Source organism: Streptomyces sp. NPDC059567 (genome assembly GCF_042735655.1).
GTDB lineage: Bacteria > Actinomycetota > Actinomycetes > Streptomycetales > Streptomycetaceae > Streptomyces.
This window is the reverse complement of record NZ_JBHWBS010000090.1, coordinates 12226-32884: the sequence shown is the minus strand read 5'-3', so window position 1 is coordinate 32884 and position 20659 is coordinate 12226. Positions and strand designations below refer to the sequence as shown.

Below are 20659 nucleotides of genomic sequence, written 5' to 3'. Positions count from 1 at the left end.
GGTCACGTATCGGTGGGTGTCACGCCTGCTTCTTCGCGCGGCGCCATCGGCGCCTCGGCTGGTCCGGGAGCCAGCCGAAGGCGAGTGAGCTGCCGACGAGGCCGAGGAGCATGCCGACGAAGAAGCCGCCGAGGTTCGACGTGACCCAGGTCCCCAGCGAGGCCAGGACCGCGACGATCGAGTAGAACAGCCGCTGGCGTGGGTTGAGGACGATGAGCACGCCGGACAGGATCATGATCACCGGCAGTACGTAGCCGACGAGGCTGTCCGCGCCCGCCGTGAGGATGACGGAGATGCTCGCCTGCTGGGTGAACAGGATCTCGGCGCCACCCAGGGCGACGGCGAGGCCCGCTCCGAAGGGGCGGCGGTGGCGCCATCGGCGGAACGTCCGCCAGGGGTGCCGGCCGCTCGGGGCGAGCGGGCCGGTGTCCGCGGCTTCGACGGTGGTCTCCGACCCGGCCGTCATGGTCAGCAGCCCCTGGAGCTGAAGCTCATGTGCAGGTCGGGCAGGGTGAACCGGGTCGCGGTCGTGGCGTAGTTGGTCTGGCGCACGTTCTTGATGGTGACGGTGTCCGCCTGCTGACCGAAGACGCCGAGCGGACCCTTGACCGGGGGCTTGTCGAAGGTGCTGGCGTCCCCGCCGATCTCGATGTTGTCGAACGCGGCGAGCTTGCCGGAGATCTCGGTGGAGTCGGTGGTCAGGCCCGACGCCTTGACCGGTGTGCCCTTGTTGCCCGCGGTGATGTGCAGGAAGGTGCCGCCGAGCTCCACGCTCTGGCAGAGGTTGGTGAGTTCCGCCTCGCGGATGGCGGTGATGATGACAAGCACCTGTCCGCCGGTGTCGCCGGCGTTGGGGCTGCCCTCGGGCATTTTGTCCAGGCCCCCGAACTGACCGAAGCCGGTGCCCTGCAGGGTGTCGGCCGTCACGGTGAACGGCATTCCGGAGATGGCGAACTGGGCGGCGAGCGCGCCCTGCGCGGTGAGGACGACGAGGGTGGAGGCGATCGCGAAGGCGGGCGCGCCCATCAGGGCGGCGCGCCGGAGGCGCACTCTGCCGCGGCGCTCGGAGCCGTCGCCCGGAGGTAAGGAGGGGGTGGTGTCCGTGGAGTCTTCGGACAGTGCCATGAGGTGCTCCTGACATGAAGGAAACAGACCTGTGGCGGCGACGTCCTGGCGCGGACGGTTCCCCAACCTGCCTGGGTCTTCCTCGGACTCGTGCCGAGGCGGCGTGCCGCAGGGAACCTCTCGGACCGTACGCCCGACATTACTCCCGAGTCAACTACTGTGCGAATAGCGGGTGTTGATCATACGTGTCGATCGTGCCGGTGGGTCCTCAAGGACTCGTGAACGGCGACACGACGACGTGCACCAGGATGTCGAGCAGTCGCGGGAGCTCCCCGGTCCGGTCCTCGTCGACCGCGCGGTGCACCGCCGCGTGCACGGCCCCGACGACGGTGGCCACCAGCTCCTCCCTCTCCACTCCGGGCGGCGCGGGGGGCGCGTCCACGAAGAACCGGCGGAAACTGGCCAGAAGTTCGGCGCGTGCCCGGCGCCCGGCAGGCCCGGTGGACTCGATCTCGACCACCATCCTCGCGAAGGCGGGCGTCTGCCCCAGGAGTGCCAGCATCACCCGCAGCCCGGCCCGTACCGCCGCCGCCCATTCCGCTCCGCCGCCCGCCTCGTCGTAGGCCTCCTGCATGGCCCGTACCACCACCTGCGTACCACCGCGGTACGCGGCCAGCACGGCGTCCTCCTTGCCCGTGAACAGGGCATAGAACACCGGCCGGGTCACTCCGGCGGCGGCGCAGATGTCGCTGATGCGGGCACCGCCGTACCCGTTGGCCGCGACGGTACGGGCCACTCCGTCGAGCAGCCTCTCCCGCTGCCGCGACGCGACCTGTTCGGGCGTCAGCCGGCGCGGCCCCGGGCGCAGGGAACGCTCCGGTTCGCGGCCCGTACGGGCTCCGGGCAGGATCTGCCGCTCCTCGGTCGGGCGAGCGCTCTTCATCGGCCACATCCCCCAGGGCTGTTGACGTCACATACTCGACAGGTTTACAACCCTGATGGGTTTTCCTCTCGTGTGTCCGGTGGAGGGGCTCCACGAGACGGGATCGTCTCCACCACCGCACACCGCACGGCGTATCTCGCTCCTCCGTGTATCACGCTCCTCAGTGTCCCGCGACACGCTCCGCCGATCCGTGGCGCCGGATCGGCCCGGCGGCGATCGCGTCCCGCCCGCACGACCGTACGAGCCGCGCTCCCCCTTGATCGGCGTACTCCGCCGTGCCGCACCCCACGCTGCCCGGCCGCACCGTTCGTTCTCTCGCTCCCTTCACCCACGCTCCCCCTCACCCACGCCCGCCGAACCCCGGCGGCGGACGCCGCCGGGAGCCGTGCTCGGCGTGTCCGGCATCCCCCGGCTGTGCCGAGTTCCACCACCCTCACCGCTGGAACGAAAGGAACCCCCTCATGAACAAGCGAGCCCTGTTAGCCACCGCCGGTGCCGCCGTCGCCGCCGTCCTGGCCGCCACGTCCGCGGCCACCGCGGCCGGCAGTGTGCTGACGACCGGCAGCGCGGGCGGCCCCGCGGTCGCGGTCGGCGATGTCGTCGCCGCGTCGCTGTCCTCCGGCACGACCGCCAAGATCGCCACCACCTCGGGCGGCAGCACCGGCATCACCTGCAACGCCTCCGGCTTCTCGGCCACCGTCACCAGCAACCCCGCGGCGCCCGGCACCGCAACCGAGACGCTCAACTCCCACACGCTGAGCAGCTGTACGACCAACATCTTCGGGGCGACCGGTGTGCAGAGCATCACGGTCAACAACCTGCCGTACACCACGTCCGTGACCTCCGGCGGCAGCCTCACGGTGAGCGCGGGCAGTACCGGGCCGATCCAGACCACGCTGAAGATCAACACCGTCCTGGGCGTGACGACCTGCGTCTACCGGGCCACCGGCCTGACCGCCTCCCCGTCCAACACCGACAACTCGCTCACCTTCACGAACCAGCTGTTCACCAAGGCAAGCGGCCCGGGTACCTGCCCGGCCAACGGCTACTTCTCGGCGAAGTACGGCCCCATCCAGGACACCACGCAGGGCGGCGCCCCGGTCTTCGTCAACTGACCCGGACGGCCACACACCCAGGAAGACGTGTGTTCCCCGGACCGGTCCCGGTCCGGGGAACACACATCTCCACAGCACATGCGCGACGCGCCGTGACAGTGCGTCAGCGGTCGCCGTCGAGCACCTCGTGCAGGGTCTTCGCGAAGTCGGCCGGTGCTCCCTGCTGACCGAACTCCCCGCCCAGGAATCCGCCGTGGTGGCTCGGGAATCGCGTCAGCTCGGTGCCGATCCCGGTGGCGATCTCCGCCGCGGCGCGGGCGGGGAACTCTCCCTCGGACTCCTCGCCGGCCGCGATGACGATGCGCGTCGGCGCGGCCCGCAGCGCGTCGAAGTCGGGCCGGTAGCTCGTGCAGCCGCGCATGTTCTGGCCCAGCAGCGGGTCGTCGCGGGAGCCGTCGTCCTCGGTCGGCAGCCCGAAGTCGGCCGGAGAGGGAGCGGGCTCGTCGGCCCAGTTCTCCGGGAAGGGGCCCTTGCGGCTCGCCACCGCGAAGAACTTCGCCATCGCGGGCCCCATCCCCTCCCGCAGGTAGGTGGCGTGAACGTCCGCGCAGACCTCCAGCGCGGCCTCCCGGTCCGGGAGGACCCGCGCCGTCGGCGGCTCGTGCGCGACGAGCGTGCGCACCAGGTCTCCGTGCGCCGCCACCAGAGCGAGGGCGTTGACCGCCCCGCCACTGCTCGCGAACAGATCCACCGGCCCCGCGCCCAGCGCCTCGATCACTCGCCGCAGGTCGTCGGCGTGCTCCTCGGGGGTCGACTCCGTCGCGCCGTCGGTACGGTCGCTGCGGCTGACGCCCCGCGGGTCGTACGTGACGACCACCCGGTCGGTGAAGTGCGAGGCCAGCGTCGCGAAGCCGGTGGCGTCCATGGGCGAGCCGATCATGAAGAGCGGGGTGCGCTCGGCGGCTGCTCCGTTCGCGGTCCCCCGGATGTCGTAGCGCAGTGTGGCGCCGGCGGCCTCGATCGTACGGGTCTCGACATCAACCATGACCATTCCTTCCAACGTAACGGTGTCATGGGTATAGACCGTCTCGGCCTCAGGAAGTCATCGCTCGCTCGTGAATCCCCTGAAGTCAGTCATGGAGAGGGTTCCGGCGGTCACGAGGCCGTGCGGATCACGTCCGTCACCCTGCACTCCACGGTGCCGGTGACCTGGGACAGGCTCTGCGCGCGGCCCTGCGAGACCTGGCCCGGCGCCAGGTGATCGACCGTCGTACCGGCCTCAGCGACCCGGTCGCCGGACGGCACCACGAACTCCACGCTGACGAGGTAGTCGCTGGGCTTGCTGCTGCGGTTCGTGACCGTGACATCCGCATGCGGCCACTTCGTGGCGGCGTCGACCTGGCAGGCGGTGATCCGCACGTCGCCGCGCGGCCCGTCGGGATCGTCACTCCCCGGGTCGTCGAAGGTGAGGACCACGGCCACGATCCCACCGACGACCACGAGGGCGAGCACGACGAGGACGATCAGGCTGGTGGTCAAGCACGTGCGGCGCCGTCGCGGCGGTCCGGGCGGCGGCTTAGCCGACCATTGCGGACCGCTGGGAGGAGCCGTCATGGTGTCCTCTCTCCGTACTCGATCCGCCCCCGAATCTTCCGTTGCTTCCAGAATGCTCCGGGATCTCGCCGTCGGCACGCCGGGCTCGCCGAATTCGTTGGGCCTCCGGGTCCGCGCAGGGGATCATTCCGGGCATGGCCGATTGGGCGACGTATGTGGTGGTGCCGGAGGACGGCGGTGCGGACCGTCACGAGGTGTACGAGGCACGTTTTGGAGCGGTGGGCCTCGACCTCGACCTGCTGGCCGGGCCCGGTGTCGTCGTGCCTCTGCTGCGCTCGCGCAGCCGGGTGGAGGGGCGGTGGCGCGACGACGGGATGTGCGAGGCCGGTGCGCTGATCGATCTGCGGAGCAGGACACTGCTGTTCTTCGCCCGGGAGGGTCCGGTCACACAGATGCGGCTTCGGGCCGCCACCTGGGAGCTTCTGCGTCGGGCGTGGCCGGGCTGGGAGCTGCGCTGGACGTACGACGGATCCGCCGATCTCGCAGCCCGTCTGGGCCTGGACCCGGAAGAGGTACGTGAACCTCGCCGAAAGGTCCTCCCGGAGTCGGCGCTGGACCTCGGGGACGACGAGCTGGAGGAACCCGACCCCCTGGTCCGTGTCGTCACGATCGGCGACGCCGGCCGCTGCCACGTCCTCTCCGGCGTCAACGACCACCCGATCGCCGAAGGGCCGGCTCTCGTCGACCGGCTCGCCGACGCGCCGGATCACGGCGTGCACGCGCTTGCCGCCGATTCCGGCATCCATGTCGATCCCGCGCGGCGACGGGTCGGCTGGTGGCTGCTCGACGCCGTGCCAGGAGCCAACGACATGGCGGTTCGCTGGCCGGGCTGGACGGTCGAGTTCTGGCAGGACCGCTGGGAGGAGCATGTACGGGTCGCGGGCGGCCGGTTCGCGCCCCCTGCGGTCCTCCCGGGTCAGGCCCTCGCCGAACTGAGGAGTGAGGCCCTGGAGCACTGGTCGCAAGGGCTGTCCTCCGACTGGGTCGGCTGGATGCAGGCATCATCGCCGGAGTCCGTCCGTCACTCCGTGATCGCGGCCGTCAGCGGGTCCCGCTCCCCCGGTCGCTGAGCCGGGCACACGGCCCTGCCGCTCGCCGCGGCTGATCAGCGGTGTCGGTAGGTTGGAGCCATGCCGCATGTCCGCAACCGCACCCCCGCCCGCCCCGTCGGCCGCACCCGCCGCTGCCTTCTCGCCGCGGCCGCCGTCCTCACACTCGTCCCGCTCGGGGCCTGCGGCCAGGGCGGCACCCCGGCGGCCACGCCGTCGTCGTCACCCCCTTCACCACCGCGCGCGTCGGCGGGCGGGGCCGCGGCGCGGCCCGTGAGCGCGCGTTTGCAGGAGCTGGAACGCAGGTACGACGCGCGGTTGGGGGTGTACGCCATCGACACCGGCAGCGGTCGTGAGGTCGCGCACAACGCCAACGCCCGCTTCCCCTACGCCTCCACCTTCAAGGCCCTCGCCGCCGGCGCCGTGCTGCGCACGTACACCTCGGGCGGGATGGGCAGGAAGGTCACGTACTCCCGGGACGACCTGGTGGACCACTCCCCCGTGACCGAGAAGCACGTGGGCACCGGGATGAGTCTGGACGAGCTGTGCGAGGCAGCCGTACGTCACGGCGACAACACCGCGGTCAACCTCCTTCTCGACCAACTCGGCGGCCCCCGGAGGCTCGACACAATGCTCGGCGAGTGGGGCGACGATGTCACCCAGGTGGAACGCCGTGAACCGCAGCTGAACGAATGGGCGCCGGGTGCCACGCGCGACACGAGTACGCCGAAGGCTCTCGCCGAGGACCTTCGCGCCCTGGTCCTGGGCGACGTCCTCGGCTCCGATGAACGGGCCCGGCTGGCGACGTGGCTGAAGACGAGCACCACGGGCACGGAACTCATCCGGGCGGGGATGCCCAGGGGTTGGGTCGTCGGCGACAAGTCCGGCGCGGGCAGCACGTACGGCACGCGCAACGACATCGCCGTCGCCTGGCCCCCCGGCCGCGCGCCCGTCGTCCTGGCCGTCTTGTCCAACCGCCGGACACAGGACGCTCGTTACGACAACAAGCTGATCGCCGACGCGGCCGCCGCCGTCGCCGAGTCCCTGTCATGACGCACAGGAGCGAACGGACGGCGGACACGGCCCTGGTCTCCGTCCCCGGAGGACAGGTCACGCTGTCGGACCGACGGACGCAGCGCCGTTGGCCGGTGGAGGTAGCCCCGTACGAGCTGGCGCGCTTCCCGGTCACGCAGGCGCGCTATGCGGAGGTCACCGGACAGCGGCCCAGCACCGCCCACGGGGACCGGCTGCCCGTCGAGGGGGTGTCGTGGTGGGACGCCGTCCGGTTCTGCAACGCCCTGTCCGAGCGGGAAGGGTTCGCAGCCGCCTACCGCATCGACGATGGCGGTGAGGGCGACGGCATCGAGTGGGACAGGTCGGCCGACGGATACCGGCTGCCGACCGAGGCCGAGTGGGAGCACGCCTGCCGCGCCGGTTCGGACGGACCGCGTCACGGGCCGCTCGACGAGATCGCCTGGTACCGCGGCAACTCCGACGAACGCCTTCACGAGGTGGGCACCAGGCGCCCCAACGCGTGGGGGCTGCACGACATGCTCGGCAACGTCTGGGACTGGTGCTGGGACGTCTACGACCCCGAGGTCTACGGGTCCTATCGGGTGCTGCGTGGCGGCGGTTGGTTCGACGAGCACTGGAGCTGCCGGGCGTCCGCGCGCCGCCGCAGCCACCCGACGTTCCGCGTCGACGACGTGGGCTTCCGCGTCGCCCGCTCCGTCGCGGGCCCCGCCCCGGGCTCCGTCGCGCACTGACCGCCGACGCGCGCACCCACGAACGCCGTCGCCATCAGCGCTGCCCCGAACCACCACGTCCTACCTCGTACTACCTCGTCAAGGAGCAACTCCCTATGCGTCACGCCGATCTCGTCTTCCTCTCGGGTGCCGTCCTCACCATGGATCCCTCAGTGCCCCGTGCCACGGCCCTGGCCGTCGCCGGGGAGCGGATCGTGGCGGTCGGTAGCGACGCGGAGGTGCGGGAGTTGGTCGGGCCGGGCACGCGGGTGGTGGACCTGGAGGGGCGCGCGCTGCTGCCTGGGTTCCAGGACGCGCATGTGCATCCGGTGTACGCCGGACTGGAGTCGGGGGCCTGTGACCTGTCGGGGACCACGGACCTCGGCGAGTACCGGCGGCGGATCACGGCCTACGCCGCCGCCCATCCCGAGCGGCCGTGGATCACCGGCGCCGGCTGGTCGATGGAGAGCTTCCCCGGCGGACGGCCGACCCGGGAGATACTCGACGAGCTGGTGCCCGACCGACCGGTGCTCCTGGCCAACCGGGACCACCACGGCGCCTGGGCCAACACCCGCGCCCTGGAACTGGCGGGCGTGACCGCCTCGACGCCCGACCCGGCCGACGGGCGCATCGAACGCGAGCCGGACGGCACCCCGTCGGGCATGTTGCAGGAGGGCGCGGTCCTCGTGGTCAGCCGGGTCGTGCCCGCGCCCACCGCGCAGGACCTGCTGGCCGGACTCGAGCGCGCCCAGCGGCTGTTGCACTCGTACGGCATCACCGCCTGGCAGGACGCCATCCTCGGCTCCTACGGCGGCCATCCCGATGTCTCCGGGACCTATCTGACGGCCGCCGAGAGCGGTCTGCTGACCGCTCGCGTCAACGGCGCCCTGTGGTGGGACCGCGACGCCGGCGCCGAGCAGATCCCCCACCTCGTCGAGCGGCGCGAGACGTTGCGCCACGGCCGGTTCCGGGCCGACTCGGTGAAGATCATGCAGGACGGCGTGGCCGAGAACTTCACGGCCGCCATGACCACTCCGTACCTCGACTCCTGCGGCTGCGCCACGGGCAACGCCGGTCTGAGCTTCGTCGACCCGGTCGCCCTGCGCGCGTACGTCACCCAGCTCGACGCCCTCGACTTCCAGGTGCACTTCCACGCGCTCGGCGACCGCGCCGTCCGTGAGGCCCTCGACGCCGTCGAGGCCGCCGGGAAGGCCAACGGGCAGCGCGGCAACCGTCATCACCTCGCGCATCTCCAGGTCGTGCACCCCGACGACATCCACCGTTTCGCACAGCTCGGCGCGGTCGCCAATCTGCAGCCCCTGTGGGCGGCCCATGAGCCGCAGATGGACGAGCTGACCATTCCCTTCCTCGGCCCGGAGCGCGCGGCCTGGCAGTACCCCTTCCTGGATCTGCACCACAGCGGCGCGCGGCTGGCGGCGGGCAGCGACTGGCCCGTCAGCTCCGCCGCTCCCCTGGAGGGCATTCACGTCGCGGTCAACCGGGTCGAGCCGGGCCGTGACCCCGAGCGCGTCTTCCTGCCGCATCAGCGGCTCGACCTCACGACGGCGCTCACGGCTTACACGGCCGGCTCCGCGTACGTCAACGGTCTCGACGACACGGGGACGTTGCGGCCGGGCGGGCTCGCCGACCTGGTCGTGCTGGACCGTGACCCGTACGTTGTATCCGCCTCGGAGCTGGCGGGGCTGCGCGTGGAGGCCACGTACGTCGGCGGTGCCTGCGTCTACGAGAGCTGAGCCGGCCTGGTCGGTGGGGTCACAGGCTCGCGTCGCGGTGGGTGGGCCGGCCGTCGAGCACGGTGAGCAGGACGGGCAGGTCCGGCAGTTCGGTGGCGGTGACGGTCAGCGGGTCGTCGGCGAGGACGGTGAGATCGGCGCGGTGCCCGACGACCAGTCGGCCCGCCTCGTGCTCCTCCCCCGCCGCGAACGCGGGGACGAGGGTCATGCCCTGGAGCGCTTCCAGGGCTGTGAGCGCCTGCTCGGGACCGTGCGGGGGCTGGGTGAGGTCGCGGCTCGGGCGACGGTGCCGGGCACCCGCCATGACACCCAGCGGCGGGAAGGGCGCGATGGGCCAGTCGGAGCCGAGGACGACGGAGGCTCCGGAGTCGCGCAGGTCTCGGCAGCGCCAGGCGCGGGAGGCACGCTCCTCGCCGAGGCGGCGGGACCAGTTGTCGGTGTGGTCGGCGCGGGTGAAGTCGCAGCAGTGCGTGGGCTGCATGGAGGCGATGACGCCGAGCTCGGCGAAGCGGCGCAGCGTGTCGTCCGGCACGCTCTCGATGTGCTCGATGCGGTGCCGCACCCCGCTGCGGTCGCCCGCCTGGGCCTTCTCCACGGAGTCGAGGACATGCCGGACGGCCGCGTCGCCGATGGCGTGGGTGGCGGTGGGCACCCCGGCCCGGTGCAGCTCGCCGATGATGTGGGTGTAGGCGGCGGGGTCGGGCCAGAAGGCGTGGGTGGACTCGCCGTGGCAGTCCGGGTGCTCGAGCCAGGCGGTGCCGTTGTCGATCGTGCCGTCCATGAAGAGCTTGACGCCGGCGGTGCGCCAGAGCGCGCCGCCGGTGCCCTGCTGCTCGATCAGGGAGCGCAGCCCGTCCGCGTCGGTACCGGGCTGGCACCAGGGGGCGACGCGCAGGCGCAGGGGAAGCGCGCCGACCGCGTCGAGTTCGGTGTAGAGGGCGAGGCTCTCGCCGTTGGCGTCCATGGCATGCCCGCCGGTCAAGCCGGCCGCGGCCATGGCGCGCAGTGCGGCGGCGAGGCGGTCCCGGCGTTCGGCGTGCGTCGGCTGGGGCGCCGCGCGCTCGACGAGCTCGCAGGCGGCGTCCTCCAGGAGCAGGCCGGTGGGCTGGCCCGAGTCGTCGCAGACGACCTCGGCGGCCTGGTCGAAGGTCCGGGGTCCGTCGACTCCGGCCAGTTCGAGCGCGCGGGGGCTGGCGAGCATGGAGTGGGCGTCGAAGAGCTGGAGCAGGGCCGGTACGCCGTCCAGTACGGGCGCGAGTGCGGCCGACTCGACGGGCCGGTCGCCGAACGCGTTGGGGTCCAGGCCCCAGCCGAAGAGCCATGCGCCGCGCTCCAGCGTCCTGACCTCGCGGGCGAGGGCCTCGCGTACGGAGTCGAGGTCGGTGCAGCCCGAGAGGTCGAGGCCGTGGGTGAGTTCGGCGCCGGAGACGGGGTGGAGGTGTCCGTCGGTCAGGCCGGGGGTGACGGCGGCTCCCTTGAGATCGACGACGGTCGTCGAGGAGTCGGCGAGCGCGCGGATCTCGCGGTCGTCCCCCAGGGCGGCGATCCGCCCTCCGGCCACCGCCAGGGCGCTCTCCGGCAGGAGGCGGCCGGTGACCGGGTCGAGCAGTCGGGCGGAGAGCAGGACGAGAGAGGTGCGCACAAGAGCTCCAGGCAGAAGCGGGTGGAGGGGTGGGGCAGGGTCGGTCAGTGGGGGGTGGTGGGCGCGGGGCGGCCGTCGGCCTCCGCAGGGGTCGGTCAGTGGGGGGTGGTCGGCTCGGGGCTGTCGTCGGCGCCGGGCGAGGCGTTGCCGGGGGAAGCGTCCCCGCCGCCCTCGCCGGAGGGTGCCGTGGTGCCGGTGCCGGAGGCACCCCCGGCACCCGGTTCCGGTAGCGGGGCGGCCTGGTCGAGGGCGCCGCGCGCCAGGCCGAGTTCGCGCTCGGCCGTGGTGACGGCCATGCGCGTCACCACCTCCGGCCGGTTGCTGCGGTCGGTGTTCGCGTGGGCGCCGAGGCCGTCGAGTACGACCAGGATCTGGATGGCCGTCGCGCGGGGGTCGTCCGTACGGAACTCCCCGGTTCCGACGCCGTCCCGGATGAGCCCCTCCAGCCTGTCGTCGGAGGCGAGCTCCTGCTCGGCGACCCGGTCGCGCAGCAGGGGCCGGTAGCGGCTGAGGTGCCGGGCGTTGATCCAGAGCCGGCTGATGTCGTCGTACGCCTCTCCGGCCGAGAGGGCGAAGTAGCGCGCGAGGTACTGCGTGGGGGTCCCGTCGGACCGGTCGGCGGGCAGCAGCGCGTCGAGCTCGCCCGTGGCCGCCGTGCTGAACGCCTCGGCGACGAGATCCTCCGCCGAGGGGAAGTAGTGGCTGATCAGGCCCGGTCGTACGTCGAGCTCCTCGGCGATCCGCCGGAGGGTGACGGTTTCCAGGCCCTCTGTCAGGGCGACCCGGGCCGCGGCCTCGACGATCTCCGCCCGTCGGGCCTCCGGGGACTTGCGAACTCGTTTGCGCTGGACGCTTGACGACATACCGGCGATGCTATTGAGTGTGCGACCAATAAGCAAGCAGGTGCGCACCACACGTATCCGGAGGACCTCATGACTTCCACCATCCCCGACCCGCGCCACGGCGCCGATGGCGCGCCGCCGGTCACCGACCGGGCGGGACGGGTCGAGGTCCACGGCATCGATCACATCCCCGATGCCGAACGTCATGGACGTCCCCGTGAGCTGTTCGCGATCTGGGCGGCGGCCAACGTCAACTACCTCAGCCTGGTCATCGGCGGGGCTCTGGTCCTCATGGGCCTGAGCCTGGGGCAGGCCCTCCTGGTGATCGTGGTGGGCAATCTGTTCTGGCTGCTCACCGGAGTGCTGGCGATGTCGGGCCCGGCCGCGGGCGTGCCCAGCGAGGTGATCACGCGGGCGATGTACGGCATCCGCGGCAATCGCGTGAACAACGCGGTCACCGGCTGGATGATCTCCGTCTGTTACTTCGCCCTGAATCTGGCCGCCGCCGCGAGCGCGGCCTTCGCCCTCGTCGACAAGATCGGCCTCCCGGCGAACACCGTGGTCAAGACCGCCGTCGTCCTGGCCATCGCCGCGCTGACGCTGACCATCAGCGTCTACGGTCACGGCCTGATCGTGAAGCTGTACCTGCCGATCACGATCGCCCTCACCGCCGCCTTCGGCGTGGTCGCCTACGCGGTGTTGATGCGCGCGGACTTCGGCCACGTACCCGACGCGCCGCTGACGGGTGCCGGCCTGTGGGCGACTCTCCTCGCCGGCGTCACCGTCATCGCCTCCGGCCCGCTCTCGTACACGACGAGCGCGGACTTCTCCCGCTATCTGCCCCGTACGGCTTCCCCGCGGGCGGTCGCCGGCTGGACCGCGCTCGGCGGCTTCCTGCCGAGCGTCGCGGTCTGCTCGCTCGGCGCGCTGGCCGCGACGGCGGTCGACATGACCGACCCGCAGACCGCGCTGGAGGAGATCCTGCCCGGCTGGTTCCACCCGGTGTTCCTGATCGCCCTGGTCCTCGGCACGATCTCGATCAACGCCCTGACCGCGTACAGCGCCGGTCTCGCCCTGCAGGCCGTCGGCATCCGCATCCGCCGTTCGCTCAGCGTGATCGTCGACGGAACCGTCGCCTCCGCCCTGACCCTGTACGCGCTGCTCGTGTCCAACTTCCTGGACACGGTCAGCAACGTGCTGCAGCTGACCGTCGTCCTGCTGGGCCCCGCCATGACCCTCTACGCCACGGACATCCTGCTGCGCCGCAACCGCTACGACGGTCTCGCGCTGATGGACGAGACCCGGGGGAGCCCGTTCTGGTACTCCGGCGGCGTCAACGGAGCCGGTGCCGTCGCGCTCGGCGCCGGCGTGACCGCGGCCGCCCTCTGCGTCAACACGGTGTACACAGGCCCGATCGCCGCCGCCTTGGCCGGCTCCGACCTCGCGCTGCCCGCCGGCATCGTGGTCACCTCTGCCGTCTACGCACTGCTGATGCGGAACTCCCCTTCCGTACGCGCGGCCCGCGCGGGCGCCTGACCGTCGGCGCCGGCCGGGACAGGAGGGCGGAGGACGTCGGCAAGGCTCGCCACGGGGCGACTGAAGACGTCGGCCAGCACGAGACGCTGATGATCCGTCAGGGGTGTCACGAAGACGACGGCGTCGGCCCCGGTCCGCCCGCAGAGCTCGACGACTTCGCGCACCTTCCCGGAGCCGAGCACGGTCCGCAAGGAGTACGGCACCCCCAACAGCCGCGCCCCGCCCCTGGACACACCCCGGCGCTGGACGAACTCCCCGACGACCTCCCCGCCCCGCGCCGTCACCTCTCCGGCCGCGGCCTCCATGAGGGCACCGAAGTCCTTCCGGCGGGCGGAGAAGAACCCCACGAGGACCACGCCGCTCCCGGCGACAACCACGTCCGGCAGAGCAGTCGACCCGGCCGCGCCCACCCGCGCGCGCCGGGCCGGCCTACGGTCGCGCTTCCGGTTCCGGTCCATGCCGCCAGCGTAAGGGGGCTCGCTTTCCGCCTACCTCTTGCTGTTGCAAGTAATATGCAAGAAGCTATCCGGGTCCTTACCGCCTGACCTGGACGCGGAGCCCCGCCATGCCCACTCTGTTGCCGGACACCGGCCCTCAACGGGTCATCGCCGCCTCGAACTTCGTCAACACGGTCGGCAGCGGCCTCTATCTGACCGCCGGGGTCCTGTACTTCACCCAGGCAGTGCACCTTCCTGCGAGCCAGGTGGGCCTCGGGCTCGGGATCGCCGGGTTCGTCTCGCTCGCGGTGGGCATCGCCGTCGGCCGCCTGGCGGACACCCGCGGAGCGCGCGGCGTCTACGCGATCACCCTCGTGGTCCGGACGGCGGCGACGGCGGGCTTCGTGTTCGCCGACGACTTCTGGATGTTCGTCCTGGCGGTCTGCGCGGCCACCGGCGCGCAGGCGGCGGGCCTTGCCGCACGCAGTCCCCTGATCCGGCACTACGGAGGGGACCGTCCGCAGCGGTTCCGCGCCTATCTCCGCTCGGTGACCAACATCGGCATCTCGCTCGGCGCCCTGCTGGCCGGCTGGGTGGTCCAGGTGGGCACCCACACCGCGTACCAGCTTCTGGTCGTCGGCAACGCGATCGCCTTCGCGGCCTCCGCGGCGATCCTGGTCCTCCTGCCGCCGGTCGCACCCGGCCCCGCCGTGGGCGGTCCGCGCTGGGTCGCCCTGCGGGACCGGCCCTATCTTCTGCTCACGGCCCTCGACGGCATCATGGCCATCCAGTTCAAGGTGCTCACCGTGGCCATCCCCCTCTGGCTGGTCGACGCGGTCACCGCACCGCGCTGGCTCATCTCGGGCACGATGCTCGTCAACACGGTCATCGTCATCGCCTGCCAGGTGCGCGCCAGCCGCGCCGTCGACTCCCCCGCCGCCGGCGGAGCCGCCTACCGCCGATCGGGTGTGGCCTTCCTCGTCTCCTGCTCACTGATCTCGCTGTCCGCCGGACCGCCGACGTGGGCCGCCGTGACGCTGCTCATGACCGCGGTCGTCGTCCACACGATCGGCGAACTGTGGCATGCCGCCGGAGGCTTCGAGGTGTCGTTCGCCCTCGCTCCGAGGCATGCCACCGGCCAGTACCTGGGCGTGTTCGGCCTGGGTGCCGGTCTCGCCGAGACCCTCGGGCCGGGACTGCTCATCGCGCTCTGCATCACCTGGGGGCGGCCCGGGTGGTACGTCGTGGGCGCGCTGTTCGCGCTGACGGGTCTGGCCGCACCCCTGGCCGTCCGCTGGGCGCAGCGTCATCAGCCCCTCGACCCCGGCGAGGACCCGGCGGGCGACGAGCGGACGCCACCGGCGCGCAGGGCGCCGGTGGCGTCGGGGCCTCAGTCGTAACTGATGTCCGAGCCGGTGTACTTGCAGTGCGTGCCGTCGGGGCCGCTGCCCAGTTCGACGGGCTCCTTGCCCGTCGTGTTGCCCTGGAAGCGGACGCACGGCTTGATCTTCTTGCCGCTGTCGCCGTGGATCCGGACATTGCGCAGGGCCGCGGTGTCCCCGTAGTTCGCGTTGACGCCGACGAGCGACTTGCCGGGCCCGGTCACGTCCACGTCGTTGACGATGACCGAACGGCGGTACTGCTTGGAGCAGTTGCCGCAGGTGCGCACCAGCTTGCCGAACTCGGAGACCTGGAACTTGGTGACGACCAGCTTGCCGGCGCCGTTGAACTGGAACACCTTGTCGGAGGCCTTGCGGGCGCCGCCGCCGTAGACCGAGTACACGGAGTCCGCCGAGGTGCCCTTGAAGGTGGCGGCGTCCTCGCCGACGTCCTCCCACCAGACGTTCTGGATCGTGCAACTGCCCATGCAGTGGATGCCGTCGGCGGCCGGCGAGCCGAGCACGACGTTCTTGAGGACGGCGCCGTCCTTCAGCTTGAAGAGCGGGGCCTGCCCTTCGTCCTGCCCGTCCCCGCCGAGCGCGCCGCTCCCGTAGAAGCGCTGGAGCTTGCCGTCGTACGTCCCGGTGACCTCGATCGTGCTGGTGACCGGCTTGTCGCCCTTGGCTTTGGGCCAGGCACCGGCCGCGCTCGCGGGGCTCATCAGGGTGGTCGCCAGCACGGCGGTCGTCAGCCCGAGCGTGGCGGCGGTCGCGGAGAGGACGACGACGCGCTTGGGCCGTCTCTTGTGTCTGCTCATGTATCCCATGCCTTCGGTGTGGGGGGGGTCCGTTCGGTCCTTGCGCCTCCTTGTCGCCGCCGCTCGGCCGAAGGTTGCCGTCGGAATCGGGGTTCCTTCCACGCGCCGACCCGACCCGACGGTCCATCAGGTCAAGTGTCCCGGACTCTTGACTCGGGTCGTGGCAGTCGGGATTCTCGTCACACCCTCAGCGCGGAACATGACAACTCACACCGCGCCGCCGACCCGCCGACCGAGGACGTGAGTGATGTCCCTGACGCGCCCCCCACGCAGCTCCATGACCGGCAGAGGCAGGGCCTTGGCCGTACTGTCGCTGCTCCTGGCCACGTTGGCCGCCATGCTGCTCGGCCCCGCGCCCGGTTCCGCCGCCGACGACACCTGGTGGAACCCTTCCGCCCGCCCCCAGCCCGACTCCGCCATCAACATCACGGGCGAACCCTTCAAGGGCACCAACGCCCAGGGCGAGGTGCGCGGGTTCGTCGACGCGCACAACCACCTGATGTCGAACGAGGCCTTCGGCGGGCGCCTCATCTGCGGCAAGACCTTCTCCGAACTGGGCGTCGCCGACGCGCTCAAGGACTGTCCCGAGCACTACCCGGACGGCTCGCTCGCGATCTTCGACTTCATCACCAAGGGCGGCGACGGCAAGCACGACCCGAACGGCTGGCCGACCTTCAAGGACTGGCCCGCCCATGACTCGCTGACCCACCAGCAGAACTACTACGCCTGGGTCGAGCGGGCCTGGCGCGGCGGCCAGCGGGTCCTCGTCAACGACCTGGTCACCAACGGCGTGATCTGCTCGGTCTACTTCTTCAAGGACCGCGGCTGCGACGAGATGGACTCCATCCGCCTGCAGGCCAGGAAGACGTACGAGATGCAGGACTACGTCGACAAGATGTTCGGCGGCCCCGGGAAGGGCTGGTTCCGGATCGTCACCGACAGCGCCCAGGCCCGCGACGTCATCGCCCAGGGCAAGCTGGCCGTGGTGCTCGGCGTCGAGACCTCCGAGCCCTTCGGGTGCAAGCAGATCCTCGACATCGCGCAGTGCTCCCGGGCGGACATCGACCGCGGCCTGGACGAGCTCCACGGGCTCGGCGTGCGCAGCATGTTCCTGTGCCACAAGTTCGACAACGCGCTCTGCGGGGTCCGCTTCGACTCCGGGGCGCTCGGCACGGCGATCAACGTGGGCCAGTTCCTCTCCACGGGGACCTTCTGGAAGACCGAGCAGTGCGCGGGCCCGCAGCAGGACAACCCGATCGGCCTGGCCGCGGCGCCGAACGCGCAGAAGGAGCTGCCGGCCGGCGTGAGCGTGCCCGGGTACGACCAGAACGCCCGGTGCAACACCCGCGGGCTCACCGAACTCGGCGAGTACGCGGTGCGCGGGATGATGAAACGCAAGATGATGCTGGAACTCGACCACATGAGCGTGAAGGCCGCCGGCCGGGCCTTCGACATCATGGAGTCGGAGTCCTACCCCGGCGCGATCTCCTCGCACAGCTGGATGGACAGCAGCTGGACCGAGCGGCTGTACAAGCTCGGCGGGTTCGCCGCCCAGTACATGAACGGGTCCGAGGCGTTCAGCGCGGAGGCCAAGGCCAAGGACGCCCTGCGCGACAAGTACGGGGTCGGCTACGGCTACGGGACCGACATGAACGGCGTCGGCGGCTGGCCCGGCCCGCGCGGCGCCGACGCGCCGAACAAGGTCACGTACCCCTTCCGCAGCGTCGACGGCGGCTCGGTCATCGACCGGCAGACCACCGGGCAGCGCACCTGGGACCTCAACACCGACGGCGCCTCGCACGCCGGGCTCGTGCCGGACTGGATCGAGGACATCCGCAAGGTCGGCGGTCAGGGCGTGGTGGACGACCTCTTCCGCGGCGCCGAGTCCTACCTCGACACCTGGGGCGCCTCCGAGCAGCATCGGGCCGGGGTGAACCTGGCCTCGGGCGCGGCGGCCTCCGCCTCCACCACCGAGTGGTGGAACCCGTTCGTCACCTACGCGCCCGGCCGGGCCGTGGACGGTGACCGGGGCACCCGCTGGGCGAGCGAGTGGAGGGAGGGCCAGTGGCTGCGCATCGACCTCGGGCAGCCGCAGCTGGTCAAGCGCATCACCCTCGACTGGGAGCGGGCGTACGGCAGGGCGTACCGCATCGAGGTGTCCGACGACGACGCCGTGTGGCGTACCGTCTGGTCGACCGAGGCCGGTGACGGCGGCCTGGACACGGCGAGATTCGCCGGCACCACCGCCCGGTACGTACGGATCCAGGGAGTGCAGCGGGCCACCGACTGGGGGTACTCGCTCCACGAGGTGGGCGTCTACAGCGGCTGAGCCACGACGAGACAGGGCGACGAGGCACGGCCCACGGGCCGGGCGGGATGGATCCGATCGGGTCCACCCCGCCCGGCCCTCGCCGCTCCCCCGGGGCGGCCGACCGCAGAACCGAGAGGATCCACCGTATGTCCCGCATGCCCCTCGCCGATCGGCGCCGGCAACTGACCGAGGCCGCGATCCGCGCGATGACCCGGGACGGCGTCCCGAGGACGACGACCCGGTCCATCGTCGCCGAGGCGGGCGTGTCGCTGAGCGTCTTCCACTACTGCTTCGACTCCAAGCAGGCGCTCCTGGAGTCCGTGATCACGACGATCACCGACCACTACGTGGGGGTCGTGAAGGAGGCGCTGCGCCCGCGGGCCACCTTCCGGGAGACGATCCGGGCCGGCTTCGACGCCTACTGGGACCATGTCCGCGCGCACCCGGGCGAGCACATGCTCACGTACGAGCTCACCCAATACGCCCTGCGCACACCGGGGTTCGAGCCACTGGCGCGTCGTCAGCACGAGCGGTACGCCGAGATCTACCACGGGCTCATCGAGGAGGTCAGCGCGGGCATGGGGCTCGAACTCCGGGTCTCCGTCCCGGTCCTGGCCCGCTATCTGGCCGCCGTGACCGACGGACTGACCCTGAACTTCCTCGTCCTGGGCCACGACCCGGAGGCCTCGGCGACGATCCTCGACCTGATCACGGACCAGGTCGCCGCACTCGCCGGTGACGGTACGGCTGACGCCGGCCGTGGCGGCGGGCCGAGCCTCGCGCTCTCCTGACGCGGGCCGTCCCCCGCCGGGGAGCGGCTACTTCGCCGCCGCTCCCCGCCCGAACACCTCGATCAGCCGCGTCAGGCTCTCCTCCTCGTAGCCCTCGGCCGCGCCCCGCCGGAACGTCTCCAGCAACGCCGCGGGCAGCGTCGCGTCCACGCCCGAGTCCCGTGTCGTATGCACGACATGCTCCAGGCTCGCCACGGCCATCGAGATGCGCTCGACATCGCCGGAGTGCCGCCCCGCCTCGATCCGCGGTGTGTAGAAGTCGATGAACCGGCCCATCCCGCCCAGCGTCCCGCTCGCGAACGGACTGATCTCCGAGGCGCTGATGCCGTTAGCGTTCGCCAGCGCCAGCATGTGCAGCCAGGCGGTGAGGGCGGTCCAGAAGAGGTCCATCTGAAGCTGGTAGTAGAGCGCTGCCAGCCCCGGGTCCTCGCCGCGGTAGTCCGTACCCGTGATCACCTTCAGGACGCCCTTGAACTCCTCGAAGAGATCCCGCGGACCGCTGTAGAAGGTGTCGAACTCCGTCGAGCCGATGCCGGACGGCGGTGTCTGCACTCCGCCGGTCAGATGGCGTGCCCCGTGCTTCGCCGCCCAGGCGGCCCCCTCGCGGGCCTTCTCGGGTGTGTCCGAGCTGAGGTTGACCAGGACACGGCCCTCCAGCGCCGAGGCGGCGGGCTCCAGGATCGAGTACATGGCGGCGTAATCGGTGAGGCTCAGCACCACCACCTCGTTGGCCACCAGGGCCTCCCCGACGGTGGCGGCGCGCACCGCGCCCCTGGCGACCAGGGCATCGGCGCGGCTCGCGGTGCGGTTCCAGACGGTGACCCGGTAGCCGGCGTCCAGGTAGGCGCCGGCCATCGCCTGGCCCATCGGGCCGAGACCGATGACGGTCACGGACGAGGTGTTCACAGCAGACGTGCTCACAGCAGACGTGCTCACAGAGTTCTCCCCGAGAATCACTAGAACGAACGCTCTATCTAGAGAGGAACGTAGCACAGAGGCTAGAACGAACGCTCTAGTTCGGTAGTGTGGAGGCGTGAAGACCAAGGCCCCGCAGGATCCCGAGACCGCCGGAACGCGTGAGCGGATCATCCGTACGACCTCACGCCTGATGCAGCGCCAGGGCTACGAAGGCACCGGCATCAAGCAGATCTCCCGCGAGGCCGGGGCGACGCTCGGCTCCGTGTACCACTTCTTCCCCGGCGGCAAGCAGGAGCTCGGCACAGCCGCCGTGCGGCTCGGCGACGAGGAGTTCACCGAGTTCCTGCGCGAGGCTCTCGACGCGGAGCCGGAGCCGGAGAAGGCCCTTCTCGCGCTCACCGCGTCGCTCGCCGAAGGGCTGCGCGACTCCGACTGGCTCGACGGCTGCCCGGTGACCTCCACCGTCGTGGGCACGGCGACCAGCGCGCCGGACATCCAGCAGGCGGCAGCCGAGGCGTTCGCACGGTGGCGCGCTGTGGTCGCCGAGAAGCTGCGCGACACGGGGTTCGCCGGGGAGGACGCCGAGGAGCTGGCGCACACGGTGATCGCCACCCTGGAAGGCGCTGAACTGGCGGCTCAGGTCGCCCGCAGCGTGACGCCGCTGGAGGTCGCGGGGCGGGGGGGCGGAGCGCGGGGGGGGGGGTGAGCAATAATCTCCCCCCCCCCCCCCGGGCGGGGGCGCCAGGGTTGGTCCTTTGCG

Annotated in this window: 19 protein-coding genes and 1 pseudogene; 10 read left to right on the top strand and 10 right to left on the bottom strand. The window is 71.4% G+C overall.

Annotation, left to right across the window (positions count from 1 at the left end; all coding sequences use genetic code 11):
* Window positions 1–19: 19 nt before the first annotated feature.
* The 3 genes from ACFVZW_RS29750 to ACFVZW_RS29740 form a co-directional block, all read right to left on the bottom strand.
* Complete coding sequence (locus ACFVZW_RS29750) at window positions 20–466, bottom strand: DUF6114 domain-containing protein (protein WP_384527598.1); 447 nt, start codon at window positions 464–466, stop codon at window positions 20–22.
* Between the two features lie 2 nt (window positions 467–468).
* On the bottom strand, window positions 469–1125 hold the full coding sequence (locus ACFVZW_RS29745; protein ID WP_384527596.1) for a DUF6230 family protein: 657 nt from the start codon (window positions 1123–1125) through the stop codon (window positions 469–471).
* Between the two features lie 208 nt (window positions 1126–1333).
* Window positions 1334–2008: a TetR/AcrR family transcriptional regulator gene (locus tag ACFVZW_RS29740; RefSeq protein ID WP_384527593.1), complete on the bottom strand. Its 675-nt coding sequence runs from the start codon at window positions 2006–2008 to the stop codon at window positions 1334–1336.
* Window positions 2009–2469: 461 nt separating this feature from the next.
* On the opposite strand from ACFVZW_RS29740, the gene ACFVZW_RS29735 reads away from it, so the two are divergent.
* Window positions 2470–3123 carry a Tat pathway signal sequence domain protein gene (locus ACFVZW_RS29735; protein WP_384527591.1) on the top strand — a complete coding sequence of 218 codons (654 nt, stop codon included), beginning with the start codon at window positions 2470–2472 and terminating at the stop codon, window positions 3121–3123.
* Between the two features lie 103 nt (window positions 3124–3226).
* Here the strand turns inward: ACFVZW_RS29735 and ACFVZW_RS29730 are convergent, their stop codons facing one another.
* Window positions 3227–4108, bottom strand: coding sequence for an alpha/beta fold hydrolase (locus ACFVZW_RS29730; protein WP_384527588.1), 882 nt, complete (start codon window positions 4106–4108; stop codon window positions 3227–3229).
* A 110-nt stretch (window positions 4109–4218) separates the two neighbouring features.
* Complete coding sequence (locus tag ACFVZW_RS29725) at window positions 4219–4602, bottom strand: hypothetical protein (protein WP_384527585.1); 384 nt, start codon at window positions 4600–4602, stop codon at window positions 4219–4221.
* Between the two features lie 209 nt (window positions 4603–4811).
* On the opposite strand from ACFVZW_RS29725, the gene ACFVZW_RS29720 reads away from it, so the two are divergent.
* From ACFVZW_RS29720 to ACFVZW_RS29705, 4 genes are all read left to right on the top strand, one after another.
* Window positions 4812–5747, top strand: a complete 936-nt coding sequence (locus tag ACFVZW_RS29720) for a hypothetical protein (RefSeq protein WP_384527582.1) — start codon at window positions 4812–4814, stop codon at window positions 5745–5747.
* Between the two features lie 60 nt (window positions 5748–5807).
* The gene (bla, locus tag ACFVZW_RS29715; protein WP_384527580.1) at window positions 5808–6779 is read left to right on the top strand and encodes a class A beta-lactamase; all 972 of its coding nucleotides are present in this window, start codon (window positions 5808–5810) and stop codon (window positions 6777–6779) included.
* Window positions 6776–7492 carry a formylglycine-generating enzyme family protein gene (locus tag ACFVZW_RS29710; RefSeq protein ID WP_384527577.1) on the top strand — a complete coding sequence of 239 codons (717 nt, stop codon included), beginning with the start codon at window positions 6776–6778 and terminating at the stop codon, window positions 7490–7492. The genes bla and ACFVZW_RS29710 overlap by 4 nt, the downstream gene beginning before the upstream one ends.
* Before the next feature lie 95 nt (window positions 7493–7587).
* Window positions 7588–9225 (top strand): amidohydrolase, encoded by a 1638-nt coding sequence (locus ACFVZW_RS29705; protein WP_384527574.1) that lies wholly within the window; start codon window positions 7588–7590, stop codon window positions 9223–9225.
* A 19-nt stretch (window positions 9226–9244) separates the two neighbouring features.
* Here ACFVZW_RS29705 and ACFVZW_RS29700 read toward each other — a convergent pair whose 3' ends face one another.
* Both ACFVZW_RS29700 and ACFVZW_RS29695 read right to left on the bottom strand, forming a co-directional pair.
* A complete protein-coding gene (locus ACFVZW_RS29700; RefSeq protein WP_384527571.1) occupies window positions 9245–10867 on the bottom strand; it encodes an amidohydrolase in 1623 nt (540 codons plus the stop codon).
* Between the two features lie 218 nt (window positions 10868–11085).
* Window positions 11086–11730, bottom strand: a pseudogene (locus ACFVZW_RS29695) (TetR/AcrR family transcriptional regulator); the annotation flags it as partial.
* A 69-nt stretch (window positions 11731–11799) separates the two neighbouring features.
* Here ACFVZW_RS29695 and ACFVZW_RS29690 point away from each other — a divergent pair.
* Window positions 11800–13245: a purine-cytosine permease family protein gene (locus ACFVZW_RS29690; protein WP_384527568.1), complete on the top strand. Its 1446-nt coding sequence runs from the start codon at window positions 11800–11802 to the stop codon at window positions 13243–13245.
* On the opposite strand, the gene ACFVZW_RS29685 is transcribed toward ACFVZW_RS29690, so the two are convergent.
* The gene (locus ACFVZW_RS29685) at window positions 13188–13703 is read right to left on the bottom strand and encodes a hypothetical protein (protein ID WP_384527566.1); all 516 of its coding nucleotides are present in this window, start codon (window positions 13701–13703) and stop codon (window positions 13188–13190) included. The genes ACFVZW_RS29690 and ACFVZW_RS29685 overlap by 58 nt on opposite strands.
* 107 nt (window positions 13704–13810) lie before the next feature.
* On the opposite strand from ACFVZW_RS29685, the gene ACFVZW_RS29680 reads away from it, so the two are divergent.
* Window positions 13811–15082 (top strand): MFS transporter, encoded by a 1272-nt coding sequence (locus tag ACFVZW_RS29680; protein WP_384527563.1) that lies wholly within the window; start codon window positions 13811–13813, stop codon window positions 15080–15082.
* Here ACFVZW_RS29680 and ACFVZW_RS29675 read toward each other — a convergent pair.
* Complete coding sequence (locus tag ACFVZW_RS29675; RefSeq protein WP_384527560.1) at window positions 15073–15879, bottom strand: pectate lyase; 807 nt, start codon at window positions 15877–15879, stop codon at window positions 15073–15075. The two genes, ACFVZW_RS29680 and ACFVZW_RS29675, sit on opposite strands and share 10 nt — an antisense overlap.
* 277 nt (window positions 15880–16156) lie before the next feature.
* Between ACFVZW_RS29675 and ACFVZW_RS29670 the strand changes: the two genes are divergently transcribed.
* Together ACFVZW_RS29670 and ACFVZW_RS29665 are read left to right on the top strand one after the other, a co-directional pair.
* Window positions 16157–18208 carry a discoidin domain-containing protein gene (locus ACFVZW_RS29670; protein WP_384527604.1) on the top strand — a complete coding sequence of 684 codons (2052 nt, stop codon included), beginning with the start codon at window positions 16157–16159 and terminating at the stop codon, window positions 18206–18208.
* Window positions 18209–18336: 128 nt separating this feature from the next.
* A complete protein-coding gene (locus ACFVZW_RS29665) occupies window positions 18337–18981 on the top strand; it encodes a TetR/AcrR family transcriptional regulator (protein WP_384527558.1) in 645 nt (214 codons plus the stop codon).
* Window positions 18982–19008: 27 nt separating this feature from the next.
* Here ACFVZW_RS29665 and ACFVZW_RS29660 read toward each other — a convergent pair whose 3' ends face one another.
* Window positions 19009–19917, bottom strand: coding sequence for an NAD(P)-dependent oxidoreductase (locus tag ACFVZW_RS29660; RefSeq protein WP_384527555.1), 909 nt, complete (start codon window positions 19915–19917; stop codon window positions 19009–19011).
* A 97-nt stretch (window positions 19918–20014) separates the two neighbouring features.
* On the opposite strand from ACFVZW_RS29660, the gene ACFVZW_RS29655 reads away from it, so the two are divergent.
* The gene (locus tag ACFVZW_RS29655) at window positions 20015–20605 is read left to right on the top strand and encodes a TetR/AcrR family transcriptional regulator (RefSeq protein WP_384527552.1); all 591 of its coding nucleotides are present in this window, start codon (window positions 20015–20017) and stop codon (window positions 20603–20605) included.
* Window positions 20606–20659 lie beyond the last annotated feature (54 nt).